Raw genomic sequence first — 13,083 nt, 5'->3', positions numbered from 1 at the left:
TCACGCGCCGATGGCGTTATAGCTCAGTTGGTTAGAGCGAACGACTCATAATCGTTAGGTCGGTGGTTCAAGTCCACCTAACGCCACCACTTCTTCACCCGCATACCCCTGACCGGTAAGGCAGATGCGTCCCGCCGCTGGCGCGACCGGCATTTAGTTACAAACACAGGTGACATCCCCTGACTTCTGCAATAGCAATTTGTGTGGGATAAAAGGGTCTGAGACCGTCGCAAGTACGGGCCGATCCGGTTTCAGGGAGGAAACACATGAAAATCTCACGGAAATCATTTCTGAATATGGCCGCTGCCGCGACGGTCGCGCTTGGTTTTGGTGCCGGCCCGTCAGCCGCTCAGGAAGTCACCCTGTCGCTGCACCAGTTCCTGCCGCCGCAGGCGAACGTGCCAAAACTGGTTCTGGATGTCTGGGCGGACAATGTTGAAGAGGCCAGCGAAGGCCGTATCAAGATTGACCGCTATCCCTCGATGCAGCTGGGTGGCAAACCGCCAGAGCTGATGGACCAGGCCATTGACGGCGTTGCCGATATCGTCTGGACGGTGGTGGGCTATACGCCTGGTCGCTACCCAAGCACCGAGGTTTTCGAGCTGCCTTTCATGATGACAAACGCCCGGGCCGCGTCACGCGCCTATTGGGAAATGTTTGAAAAACATATGAAAGATACCGAATTCAGGGATGTGCATATCCTTGGCACATGGGTGCACGGGCCCGGCCTTATCCATGCCAACAAAGAGATCCGCTCGCCCGAAGATATGGAAGGCATGAAAATCCGCGGTGGCTCGCGTCTCGCGAATGCGCTGCTGGAAAAAGTCGGCGCGACGCCGGTTGGGATGCCGGTTCCGGCAGTACCCGAAGGTCTGTCCAAGGGCGTGATCGACGGAACAACAATTCCCTGGGAAGTGACCGCAGCGCTGAAAATCCCGGAGCTGGTTGAGAACCATACGGAATTCACCGGCAACGCGCTGTACGTCCTGACTTTCGTGCTGGCGATGAACAAAGACCGCTACGACAGCCTGCCGGATGATCTGAAAAAAGTCATTGATGACAATTCCGGTCTCGAGTTCTCGGTTTTTGCGGGCGGCACACAGGCCGACAGCGACGGCCCGGCACGCGCGGCAGCTGAAGCACGCGGTAACAACATCGTTACGCTGAATGCCGAAGAAACCGAAGCCTGGAAAACTGTGGCGCAGCCGATCTATGACGAATGGGTTGCGGACATGAATGAAAAGGGCATCGACGGTCAGGCGCTGATCGACGAAGCACGCATGCTGATCGACAAATATACTGAGTGATCAGATATGACTTTGCCCGCGGTGCCACCAGGTACCGCGGGTTTTTCGTACCCAGTCAGGATCTTTTTGAATGCACCAGGCCATAAAGCTTCTTGCACGCTCGACGGCCGTGATCGGTGGGCTGGTCCTGACGGGTCTTGTGATCATGACGACGCTGTCCATCGTAGGCCGTTCGGTCAACAAATGGCTGCATGCGGACTGGGTCGAAAACACGATGGGCGGGGTCGCACAGGCACTGCTGGATCTGGGCATCGGTGAGGTCAACGGCAGTTACGAAATGCTCGAGGCCGGGGTTGCCTTTGCAATCTTCTCTTTTTTCCCGGTTTGCCAGCTCTACAGCGGTCACGCGACAGTAGACATCTTTACCTCCCGGTTGCCGGGGCCGGTTGGCCGGCTCATTGCCGCTTTCTGGGAGGTTGTTCTGGCGGCAGCGCTGATCCTCATCTGTGTGCAGCTTTTTGGCGGCGTGCAGCGCTATCTGCGCAACGGCGAGACAACGCTCTTTCTGCAGTTTCCGGTCTGGTGGGCCTACTCGGCCAGTTTCGCAGCTTCGGTGGTGACCTGCATTGTGGCGGTTTATTGCGCGGCAATGCGCGTCGGGGAAAGCATCACCGGCCGCGCCTTACTTCCGGTCCGCTGAGCGCTATGAGTACACTTCTCGACTTGCTGCCTTTCGCCGGTATGAGCAGGCTGGAACTGGGTTTCTGGTCTTTTGCGGTGCTGCTGGGCATGATTTTCATGCGCGCCCCGATCGGGCTGGCGATGCTGCTCTGTGGGTTTGGCGGCTGGTACTATGCCATGAACGGCAACCCGACACCGCTGCTGGCCAAGCTCAAGTCCGAGACATACACCACATTTTCCAGCTATTCGCTGACCATCATTCCGATGTTCCTTCTGATGGGGCAGTTCGCAACGCTGTCCGGGATGTCGTCTGCCCTGTTCCGCGCCGCAGAGAACTTTCTGGGCCACCGCCGCGGTGGGGTCGCCATGGCGTCGGTCGGGGCCTGTGCAGGCTTTGGTGCAATCTGCGGGTCATCGCTGGCGACGGCGGCGACCATGTCCCGCGTCGCGCTGCCGGAACTTAAACGGTACGGGTATTCCGGCGGGTTTTCGACGGCGACACTTGCCGCGGGTGGTACGCTCGGGATCCTGATCCCACCTTCGGTCATTCTGGTGATCTATGCGATCATCACCGAGCAGAACATAGCAAAACTGTTCCTTGCGGCCTTTGTGCCGGGCATCCTTGCAGCCCTTGGCTATATGCTCACGATCTCGGTTTACGTGCGCCTCTACCCGGATTCTGCCGGCACCAGAGAGCCGGTGCCGATGAGTGAACGCTGGAAGGCGCTCGGGGCTACATGGCCGGTTCTGGTGATCTTTGCTGTCGTTGTCGGGGGTATTTATCTGGGCGTCTTCACACCGACCGAGGGTTCAGCCATCGGCGCGATGGGCACCGGCCTTGTTGCGTTGCTGTCAGGCAGCCTGAACTGGAGCGTGTTCCGCGACAGTCTTCTCGGGACGGCCAGGACGACCGCAATGATCTTTTTCATTGTGCTGGGGGCCAGCTTTTACAACGGGTTTCTGGCGCTGTCCGGTGTGCCGCAGTTTATGGCTGACTGGGTGCTGACCCAGGGTTTCTCTCCCTGGCTGGTGCTGTCGATCATCCTGCTATTCTATCTTGTTTTTGGCTGCCTGATGGACAGCCTTTCGATGATCCTGCTGACCATCCCGATATTCTTTCCCGTGATTTCCGCGATGGATTTTGGCATGTCGCCCGAACATGTGGCGATCTGGTTCGGTATACTGGTTCTGATTGTCGTCGAGGTGGGGCTGATCACACCACCGGTAGGCATGAACCTTTTCATCATCAACGCGATGGACCGGGAGACACCCATGACCGAGACATACAAGGCCGTAATGTTCTTTGTGGGGTCTGACATCGTGCGGGTCGTGATCCTCGTGATGTTCCCGGCGATTACCCTGTTCCTGCTGCCTGGCTGAAAGGCTTCAGCTGTATTTCTGTTACGGCCCGAAACATGCACTAAACTGCGCTCTGCCTCCTAAACGCTTGCAGCACAGCGGCGCAGGTGCACGATAGAGCATCAGGGATCACTGAGTCTTGGGAGGGAACTGTGACCAGCATTGCCGGAAATGCCGCCAGCTATTTTGTCGACCGTCACCGCAGTGAGGGGCGCGGTGACAAGGTGGCCTACCGCCAGGCCGGTACCGGGCGGACACTGACCTACGGGGGGCTGGAGACGGGTGCGGGGCAGGTCGCGGGCGCACTACAGCGTGCTGGCATCCGGCGCGAGGAACGTGCCGCGATGATTGTTCTGGATACACTTGAGTTTCCACAGCTCTTCTTTGGTGCGCTGAAATGCGGGGTCGTACCCGTCCCGGTGAATACACTGCTCGCGGCCCCGGTGTATCAGTCAATCCTCGCCGACAGCAGAGCCACCATTCTGTTCGTTTCTGCCGCTTTGTGGGACACCGTTGCGCCTGCGCTCGACGCGAATCCATGGCTGCGGGAAATCGTTGTGCTCGGCGACAGCGCACCGGCAAACACCATAACATACAGCGACTTTGTCGATGGTGCGCCGATCTGCGAAACTCTGGCGGCCTCTCCGGACGAAGTGGCCTTCTGGCTGTATTCGTCCGGGTCTACCGGCGCGCCCAAGGGCGTGCAGCATGTGCATGCCTCGATGCAGGCAACCGCAGAGACCTACGGCGCGCATGTGCTGGGCCTGAAAGAGACCGACACTGTATTGTCTGCAGCAAAGCTTTTCTTTGCCTACGGGCTCGGGAATGCCATGACTTTTCCCCTTGCGGTGGGTGCGACAAGCGTGCTTTTTTCCGGTCGTCCTGCGCCAGCGGACATGCTCGCCGCCATGGCCGCGGAGAAGCCCACGGTCTTCTGCGGCGTGCCAACCTTATACGCGGCGATGGTCGCTGGCATGGACAGCGCGGGTGCGCCGGACGCGCCGCTTCGCAGAGCAATCTCAGCGGGCGAGGCGTTACCCGAAGACGTCGGTGTGCGGTGGGAGGCGCACACCGGCGTTGCTGTTCTCGACGGGGTCGGGTCGACAGAGATGCTGCATATTTTCCTGAGCAACCGCAGTGATGATGTCTGCTACGGCACATCAGGCACAGCCGTGCCGGGTTACGATCTGCGTCTCGTGGATGAAGCCGGTGCTGACGTGCCTCATGGCGAAGTCGGCGAACTGCTCGTCAGAGGCGCCTCAGCCGCTGCTGGGTACTGGAACCAGCGCAGTAAGTCCCGCGACACTTTTCTCGGAGAATGGACCCGGACGGGCGACAAATACATCCAACGCACGGATGGCCGCCATGTCTACTGCGGGCGCACGGACGATATGTTCAAGGTGTCCGGCATCTGGGTTTCGCCGTTTGAAGTGGAGCAGGCGCTGGCCAGCCACCCCTCCGTGCTCGAAGCCGCCGTTGTGCCAATGCGTGATGCGGACGGGCTGGAAAAGCCGCGTGCCTATGTTGTGCTGCAGGGTGCGCCGGAAACAGACCTCGAGGCGGTCCTAAAGGAGCATGTGAAGAACCGGATCGGCAAGTGGAAGTACCCCAGGCGCGTGGACGTAGTGGACGATCTGCCAAAAACAGCCACGGGAAAAATTCAGCGTTTCCGTCTGCGTGAATAGGCCGTGTAATGCCCGACTGGTCAGACGCCCCGGGCTGCCGGGTCAGGATAAATGACAAATCGCTTGAGTATGCCTGCTTTGGCCCGCCTCCCGCGCAGGCCCCCACGCTGGTTCTGTTGCATGAGGGGCTGGGATCTGTCGGGCTGTGGCGCGATTTTCCGCAGGCCGTCAGCAACGCAACCGGAATGGGCGTCCTGGTCTGGTCCAGAGCTGGCTACGGGCGCTCTGATACAATCACGCTGCCACGCAACAGGGACTACATGACCGAAGAGGCGACGGCAGGGCTCGGTCCGTTGCTGGACGCTTTTGATATCCGTCAGGCGGTGCTGCTCGGGCATTCTGACGGAGCCAGCATCAGCGTGATCTATGCAGGTTCTGTCAGTGATATGCGGGTGCGCGGGCTTGTTCTTCTGGCGCCCCACTTCTTTGTCGAACGGGTGGGGCTTGATGCGATCCGCACTGCAGGCGAGGCGTTTACCACGGGTGATCTGCGTCAGCGGCTTGCGCGGCATCACGACGACCCCGAGGCGGCCTTTATGGGCTGGCATGACGTCTGGACGAGCTCTGAGTATCGCAACTGGGACATCTGTGATTGCATTGATCACCTGCGCGTACCGGTTCTGGCCGTGCAGTGCAGGGATGATCCGTATGGCACGCTGGCCCAGATACACGAGGTCGAAACGCGCATGTATGCACCGGTTGAAACACTGATCCTCGAAGGGTGCGGGCATTCCCCATATCTGGAGGCGCAGGCAGCGTGCCTTGAAGCTGTCCGGGATTTCTGCGGACGGCTGAACCGTCTGGAGGCAGTGCGTGTCGCAACGGGATGACGCCACCGGTGAAATACCTTTGCCGCCGCACGTTTACATTCCGGGCAAAACCTCCAGACATCCTGACGACTGGTTTGACAGCATCAAGGCATCGGTTGACCCGGGAATTCCGGCGGAGAAACTGCATATGACGCAGGCGTTCATTGCCGGTCGCGTGTATTTCGAAGCGGGCTATTTCTGGGAATGCCACGAAGTTCTCGAAGCCGTCTGGATGCAGGCACCGGACCCCGGCCCGGAGCGCGATTTCATTCAGGCAATGATCCAGCTGGCCAATGCGCGGCTGAAGCTGCTGATGGGGCGGCCACGCGCCACTCTGCGCCTGTGCGAAATGGTCGAGGCACGGATGAGCGGATATGCGGTGGATCAGGTGATTCTGGGTATCAGAACAAAGGTGCTGATTGCCGGAGCAGATCAGACAAAGATGGAAGCAATGCGGCATTATAATTCATATATTTGACGAGATTTCGCAGCCATGTTGATGATTATGGACGGCAAATAGAATTATAGTTCATTATCCTGCCATGATGTCTGCAGATCGGGGAGAGCAGAGTGAACGGCAGAATAGACTTTCAGGTGGACCCCGAAAACATGCGCCACTGGCGTGTCGATATTGACGGACCTGTTGCAACTCTGTGGATGGACGTGGATGAGCAGGGAGGTCTTTTCGAGGGTTACGAGCTGAAGCTCAACTCCTATGATCTGGGCGTGGACATCGAGCTTGCCGATGTCATCCAGCGTATGCGCTTTGAGCATCCTGAAGTGCGGGTTGTCGTGATGCGGTCTGCCAGGGAAAAAGTATTCTGTGCAGGTGCCAACATCCGGATGCTGGGTGGCGCCAGCCATGCACACAAGGTGAATTTCTGTAAGTTCACAAATGAAACGCGCAACACGCTCGAAGCCGCGCTACGGGACAGCAACCAGAACTATATCTGCGCTGTCCGCGGGTCGTGTGCCGGTGGGGGGTATGAGCTTGCGCTGGCGTGCAATCACATCATGCTGACCGATGACAGTACCTCGGCAGTGGCATTGCCCGAGGTGCCGTTGCTGGCGGTGCTGCCCGGTACAGGCGGTCTGACCCGCGTCACTGACAAGCGTAAGGTCCGGCGCGACCGCGCGGATGTTTTCTGCTCGCTCGAAGAGGGTATCCGCGGTCGCAGAGCTGCTGAATGGGGACTGGTTGATGAGGTCTTCCCGAATGCCTCCTTTGACGAGCGGGTATCCGAACGGGCGCTGGCTATGGCGTCAGAAGCCGGCGGTGCAGATGAGAAGGGCATCAGTCTTACGCCGCTTCAGCGGACGTTTGCTGAGGGCGGGATCAGCTATTCGACCGTGTCGGTCGCCATGGATCGTCCGGGTCGGCGCGCAGTTGTTACCATCAGCGGTCCGGATCAGGAGGAGCCCGCCACGATGGCGGATTTTACAGCGCTTGGTGCTTCGGCCTGGATGCTGCGCTGTGCGCGGGAACTTGATGACGCGATCCTGCATCTGCGTGCGAACGAGGATGAACTGGGTCTGATCGAGTTCCAGACTGTCGGATCGCCGGAGCGCGTTATTGCACATGAGGCGTTGCTGCTGGAAAACCCGGATCACTGGCTGGCGCGCGAGGTGCTTGGCCTGTGGAAGCGGGTCCTGAAACGCGTTGACATGACGTCGCGCAGCCTGGCTGCGATTGTCGAGCATGGTTCCTGTTTCGCCGGCGTACTGGCCGAGCTGCTCTGGGCCACCGACCGGAGCTACATGATGCTTGATGAATTCGAGGATGATGACCGCGCGTCGGCTGGTGTGGTGCTGTCGCCTGCCAACTTTGGTCAGTATCCGATGGGCAATGATCTGACGCGGCTGCAGACACGCTTTCTGGGCACCCCGGAACAGACAGATGTGTTGCGTCAGAGGGTGGGCGAAAAGCTTGCTGCGGATGATGCCGAGGCACTCGGCCTCGTGACGTTTGCCTATGACGACATCGACTGGGAAGACGAAGTGCGCCTGTTCCGCGAAGAGCGCATCAGTTTCTCACCCGACGCCATGACGGGTATGGAGGCCAACCTGCGGTTTGCCGGGCCTGAGACGATGGAAACGCGTATATTCGGGCGCCTGACAGCCTGGCAGAACTGGATCTTCCAGCGGCCGAATGCTGTCGGCCCCGAGGGTGCTCTGCAACGGTACGGAACAGGCCTGCGCGGGCAGTACAATATGCAGCGTGTCTGACATTCTTTTGCAACGGACAGTGCTGAAAAGGACAACGGGAGAGGTAAATGACAGATCTGATAAATGTGAGCTATGACAGCCGGATACCCAATAATGTCGGGCTGAGTTCTGACCGCAAAGTACTGAAAGCGCTGGAAAAGTGGCATCCGGGCTATATCAGCTGGTGGAACGACCTGATCCCCCAGAATTTCCAGGAGAGCATGGTTTACCTGCGTACGGCCGTATCGGTTGACCCGAAAGGCTGGGCAAAGTTCGACTATGTCAAAATGCCAGACTATCGCTGGGGCATTCTGCTGGCGCCCGCGGTGGAGGATCGCAAAATCCCGATGGGCGAGCACTGTGGCGAGCCGGCATGGCAGGAAGTGCCGGGCGAGTACCGGAACATGCTCAAGCGCCTGATCGTCATCCAGGGCGACACCGAACCGGGCTCGGTTGAGCAACAGCGGTTTCTTGGCCTCACGGCACCATCTCTCTACGACATGCGTAACCTTTTCCAGGTTAACGTGGAGGAGGGCCGACACCTCTGGGCGATGGTTTATCTGCTTCAGAAATACTTTGGCCGCGACGGCCGCGAAGAGGCGGACGACATGCTCGTCCGGTCATCCGGCTCGGATGAGGCACCGCGGATGCTGGGCGCGTTCAACGAGGAAACGCCTGACTGGCTGTCGTTTTTCATGTTCACTTACTTCACCGACCGTGACGGCAAAATGCAGCTGGAAAGTCTGGCGCAGTCCGGATTTGACCCACTCAGCCGGACATGCCGGTTCATGCTGACCGAAGAGGCACACCATATGTTCGTGGGTGAAACCGGCGTCGGGCGCACCATTCAGGCGACGCTCGAGGCAATGAACGCCAATGGTATTGCTGACCCTTACGACATCGACCGGATCCGCGATCTGGGCGTCATTGACCTGCCTACAATTCAGAAGAAACTGAACCTGCACTACACGCTCAGTCTGGACCTCTTCGGGCAGGAGGTTTCGACCAACGCAGCCAACGCATTCAATGCAGGCATCAAGGGCCGGTATATGGAAATGCGGATCGACGATGATCATCAGCTGCAGAACGACACCTATCCGGTGACTTCAGTTGTCGATGGCCAGATCGTGACCGAGGATGTTCCGGCACTGACGGCCATTAACATGCGCCTGCGCGACGACTACGTGCGAGATGCAGCAGGCGGGGTCGGGCGCTGGAACAAAGCCATTGCGCGCGCAGGTGTCGAGTTTGAACTGAAGCTGCCGCACGAAGGCTTTCACCGGCAGATCGGAGTGTTCTCGTCGGTTGCTGTTGATCCCGATGGCAATATCATCTCTGGCGATGAGTGGCAGAAACGCAGGCACGAATGGCTGCCCACAAAAGATGACGGTGACTTTATCCAGTCCCTGATGGTCCCGTGTTTTGAACCCGGGAAGTATGCCTCGTGGATCGCAGCCCCGAAGGTTGGCATCGACAACAAGCCCGGAGATTTTGAGTACGTGAAGCTGCACATGGCTTGATCTGAATCAACGCATCACCGGCGCGGGCCAGGAATACTGGCCGGCGTCACGAAAGTGACCCCATACAACAGGAGGAAACGGACCTATGCAGACCCGGAAAGCGACGAAACCTGACGTACCGGCAAACAATTGCCTCGGCTGTGCAACGTGCAAAGGCATGTGTCGCGACATCTTTGATCTCTTTTCGCTGCCGGAAGTCATCCTGCACAGGTCCGCCGCCGTTCCATGAACCAACCCGTCAAACAACATCTGATTGACCCCGAAATCTGCATTCGCTGCTATACGTGCGAAATGACCTGCCCGATCGGTGCGATCGAGCATGACGACAACAATGTGGTTGTTGACCCGGACAAGTGTAACTTCTGTATGGACTGCATTCCCGTATGCCCGACGGGATCAATCGACGAGTGGCGTGTAGTCAGCACGCCCTACAGTCTGGAGCAGCAGTACGCATTCGAAGAACTGCCCGAGCAGGACGATATCGCAGCTGAGGATGACACACCGGATGCAGACGCCGAAGCCCATGATCGGGTGATTGCTGAACTTCTGGCGGACGCTCACAGCGGTGCCGGGGGCAGGGCAACGGCACCACGCTCGGCGTCAAAGCCCACCATCAATATGTACAATCCTTCTGCGCCCGCCTGTATGACAGTGCAGGGCAACTACCGCCTGACCGATCCGGAGGGTGACAATGACGTCCGTCACATCATTCTGGACCATGGCAGCCTGCCCTTTCCGGTGCTTGAAGGACAGAGCATCGGGATTATCGCTCCTGGCACCGACGCCGATGGCAAACCTCATCTGCCCCGCCTTTATTCCGTGTCGAGCCCACGGGACGGCGAGCGACCGGGTTTTGGAAACATTTCACTGACGGTTAAACGCGAGGCCGCAGGGGTCTGTTCGAATTATGTCTGCGATCTGAACAAAGGGGATGAGATCGAGGTGACCGGACCATTCGGGTCAACCTTTCTGATGCCGGGCGATCCGGAGATGCATCTGCTGATGATCTGTACGGGCACCGGTTCGGCACCTTTTCGCGGTTTCACCATGCGGCGTCAGCGCGAGACACCAGACACCAGGGCCGGTCTGTCGCTCTTTTTCGGGGCCCGCAGCGCGCGGGACCTGCCTTATTTCGGGCCTTTGCAGAAGGTGCCGGATACATTCATGCACAAGTCTTTTGCCTTCAGCCGCCCGGAGACCGGCGATGGGCATTATGTGCAGGACCTTCTGCGACAGGAACAGGAGCGGGTTGTCCGACTGCTCGCCTCGGATAAAACCTGCATCTACATCTGCGGCCGCAGAGACATGGAACAGGGCGTTGATGCGGCTCTGAGTGATCTTGCTGCCACAGCCGGTCTCGACTGGTCGGAACTGCGGGACGAAATGCGCAATGATGGCAGGTATCATGTCGAAACCTACTGATCCCACACCACGCGGGACGCTTGTCCGCGTGCCGGGCGCGCCTGAGCCGCACGCGCAGGATAACGCGGCACGGCTGATGGCGCGTGTCGCCGCGCGTGTCCGCGACCTGCGCAAGGCACAGCGGATGCCGCGCCGCGTTTTGTCCGAAATGTCCGGAGTGTCTCCACGCTATCTTGCGCAGCTCGAAGCCGGTGAGGGTAATATCTCCATCGCATTGTTACAGCGTGTCGCGGATGCGCTTGGCGCGACGGCCGAAAGCCTTCTGGCGGCCGAAGAAACGACCAGCGCAGATGTGCAGGATGTGGTTTCACTTTATCGACAGGCGCCCGCTGCTGTGCGCGAAGAAGTGCGCCGGCTTCTGTCGACCGGTAATCCGGGCGCGCTGCGCCGCGGTCGCATTTGTCTTGTGGGGCTGCGTGGTGCAGGCAAGTCCACCCTTGGCAGACTTGCCGCCGAGACCCTGTCGCTCCCGTTTGTGGAGCTGACATCAGAAATTGAGACGTTCACCGGGATGCCAATGTCAGAGATACTGGCACTTTACGGGCAGGAAGGATACCGCAGGCTTGAAACCGAGGCTGTGGTGCGGGTTCTGGAAAAGCACGACCGGATGATCCTCGCCGTTGCCGGTGGGGTCGTTGCAGGAGAGCAGGCATATACGCTCCTGCTGGAAAGATTTCACACGGTCTGGCTGCGCACCTCTCCTGCCGAGCACATGCAGCGTGTCCGCGCTCAGGGCGATCTGAGACCGATGGAGGGCAACCCCGGGGCAATGGCGCAGTTGCGGGCTCTGCTGGATGCGCGAACGCCACACTATGAGCGAGCCGAGGCACAGGTGAACACATCAAACCGGACTGTGCCGGCATCCCTGAATGACCTGCTGGCGGTCTTTGCGTCCAATAATTTTCTGAATTCCCCTAAGTCGTGACTGCGGAGGGACTGTGTGAGGCACGGGCCGCCGACCTTATGCGCGATGCCCTTCGGGCGGTGGCCGAAGAGCTGCTTCTGGCGCACACCAACCCGTGGGAACTGGACGAGGCCATGGTCAGTTTTGGCTTTGGGCCGGGGGTCTGCGAAGCACAGGATGACGAAGGGCTGATCGCCTGCCAGATGCGCCGCGACAGCTTTCCGCCCCTGAAGGACCAGCGGCCGGTTTCACTGCTTGACCGCATGGTGTCCGAAGGACGGCAGGGGCGGGCCGCGTCGGTTGGCTGGTACAGGTATCCGGGGGGCGGTGGCCTTGTGATCGACCCGCTGGTGGAGGACCTGCTGTGCGAAGAGGCACGGTTTGCCGGGATTGAACGCGTCGACCTGAACCCGCAGGACATCATTGGCTGCCTGATACGCGGACTGGTCAATGTGCTGGCCTGCCGGGCGCCTGTGGATGATCCGGAAACCGCGCGCCGGCTCAACAGCGCATCTTTGTCAGCCATCGGATACCCGGGTGCAACAGGGGGCCTGTTCGCGACTGCCGATCAGACAGGGGTAGCCTCTGTCTGCGATGCGCTGAAACGGGCAGACGATCAGAACAACACGATATGGCAGCCGGCGCCTGCGCTGGTGACCATGGCAGCGCGCGGCGTCCGGTTTATGCCAGGCTGATCAGAATCATTGTCCCGAGACCCCAGAGGGTCATCTGATAGTGTGTGTTCTGCGCGCCTTCGTGACAGAACCAGTAATAAAAGTGATTGCCTGCCACGAGGAATCCGCCCCAGACGGCGGTAAAGGCTGTGGCACCCAGCAGGGCAAGGCTCTTTCCGGTATCAGGCTCTGCAGTGCCGGCAAGGCTCATCAACAGCCCCACAACGCCAATCCACAGCAGCCCACAGGCGACCGCTTCGGCAACGACGACGGCACGAAAGGCCAGCCTCTGCAGCCTGCGGTCTGTTATGGCCCGATGGGCCACGATCGCGAACTGTTCAGGGTATTCATGCTGCATACGCGTCATGCTCAGAACTTCGGCGGTGTAGGTCTCATTCAGAGCCGGGTGCAGCAGGTTATCGCGCAGCCCGAGAGTCAGCCATGACGCGACAAGCCCGGTCGCAACCAACTGGGCCAGTATCAGTGTCGTTTCCATATCGGCTCCTTTTCCGCGGTGTTGCCGTTGCGCACAAAAAAGGGCCGCGCAGTGCGCGGCCCTGTCTCTGCATGTATCAGA

Annotated in this window: 12 protein-coding genes and 1 tRNA gene; 12 read left to right on the top strand and 1 reads right to left on the bottom strand. The window is 59.3% G+C overall.

The genetic code is table 11. The features are described 5' to 3' along the window. The first annotated feature begins 12 nt into the window (after positions 1-12). The 12 genes from Q0792_RS10430 (at position 13) to Q0792_RS10375 (ending at position 12,527) form a co-directional block, all read left to right on the top strand. A tRNA-Met gene (locus tag Q0792_RS10430) sits at positions 13-89 on the top strand. Positions 90-296: 207 nt separating this feature from the next. Then, positions 297-1,307, top strand: coding sequence for a TRAP transporter substrate-binding protein (locus Q0792_RS10425; protein ID WP_298841834.1), 1,011 nt, complete (start codon positions 297-299; stop codon positions 1,305-1,307). 70 nt (positions 1,308-1,377) lie between these two features. After that, on the top strand, positions 1,378-1,947 hold the full coding sequence (locus Q0792_RS10420; RefSeq protein ID WP_298839899.1) for a TRAP transporter small permease: 570 nt from the start codon (positions 1,378-1,380) through the stop codon (positions 1,945-1,947). 41 nt (positions 1,948-1,988) lie between these two features. After that, complete coding sequence (locus Q0792_RS10415) at positions 1,989-3,308, top strand: TRAP transporter large permease (protein ID WP_298841832.1); 1,320 nt, start codon at positions 1,989-1,991, stop codon at positions 3,306-3,308. A gap of 131 nt (positions 3,309-3,439) precedes the next feature. After that, the gene (locus Q0792_RS10410) at positions 3,440-4,972 is read left to right on the top strand and encodes a benzoate-CoA ligase family protein (protein WP_298839897.1); all 1,533 of its coding nucleotides are present in this window, start codon (positions 3,440-3,442) and stop codon (positions 4,970-4,972) included. Positions 4,973-4,980: 8 nt separating this feature from the next. After that, positions 4,981-5,802: an alpha/beta hydrolase gene (locus Q0792_RS10405; RefSeq protein WP_298839896.1), complete on the top strand. Its 822-nt coding sequence runs from the start codon at positions 4,981-4,983 to the stop codon at positions 5,800-5,802. Then, positions 5,786-6,259 (top strand): DUF309 domain-containing protein, encoded by a 474-nt coding sequence (locus Q0792_RS10400; protein ID WP_298839894.1) that lies wholly within the window; start codon positions 5,786-5,788, stop codon positions 6,257-6,259. Before Q0792_RS10405 ends, Q0792_RS10400 begins: the two co-directional genes overlap by 17 nt. Positions 6,260-6,351: 92 nt before the next feature. Continuing rightward, a complete protein-coding gene (gene boxC, locus Q0792_RS10395; protein ID WP_298839892.1) occupies positions 6,352-8,007 on the top strand; it encodes a 2,3-epoxybenzoyl-CoA dihydrolase in 1,656 nt (551 codons plus the stop codon). A 47-nt stretch (positions 8,008-8,054) separates the two neighbouring features. Further along, positions 8,055-9,506, top strand: coding sequence for a benzoyl-CoA 2,3-epoxidase subunit BoxB (gene boxB / locus Q0792_RS10390; RefSeq protein ID WP_298839891.1), 1,452 nt, complete (start codon positions 8,055-8,057; stop codon positions 9,504-9,506). A gap of 225 nt (positions 9,507-9,731) precedes the next feature. Then, a complete protein-coding gene (gene boxA, locus Q0792_RS10385; RefSeq protein ID WP_298839889.1) occupies positions 9,732-10,928 on the top strand; it encodes a benzoyl-CoA 2,3-epoxidase subunit BoxA in 1,197 nt (398 codons plus the stop codon). Continuing rightward, the gene (locus Q0792_RS10380) at positions 10,912-11,853 is read left to right on the top strand and encodes a helix-turn-helix transcriptional regulator (protein ID WP_298839888.1); all 942 of its coding nucleotides are present in this window, start codon (positions 10,912-10,914) and stop codon (positions 11,851-11,853) included. Before boxA ends, Q0792_RS10380 begins: the two co-directional genes overlap by 17 nt. 38 nt (positions 11,854-11,891) lie before the next feature. Next, entirely contained in the window at positions 11,892-12,527 is a 636-nt protein-coding gene (locus Q0792_RS10375; RefSeq protein ID WP_298839885.1) for a 3-hydroxyacyl-CoA dehydrogenase family protein, read from the top strand. Here the strand turns inward: Q0792_RS10375 and Q0792_RS10370 are convergent. Beyond that, a complete protein-coding gene (locus Q0792_RS10370; RefSeq protein ID WP_298839884.1) occupies positions 12,514-13,002 on the bottom strand; it encodes a DUF2165 domain-containing protein in 489 nt (162 codons plus the stop codon). The two genes, Q0792_RS10375 and Q0792_RS10370, sit on opposite strands and share 14 nt — an antisense overlap. Positions 13,003-13,083: the final 81 nt, after the last annotated feature.

Source organism: uncultured Roseobacter sp., assembly GCF_947495025.1.
In the GTDB taxonomy this organism is placed as follows: Bacteria; Pseudomonadota; Alphaproteobacteria; order Rhodobacterales; family Rhodobacteraceae; genus Roseobacter.
This window is presented reverse-complemented; position numbering and strand designations above follow the sequence as displayed.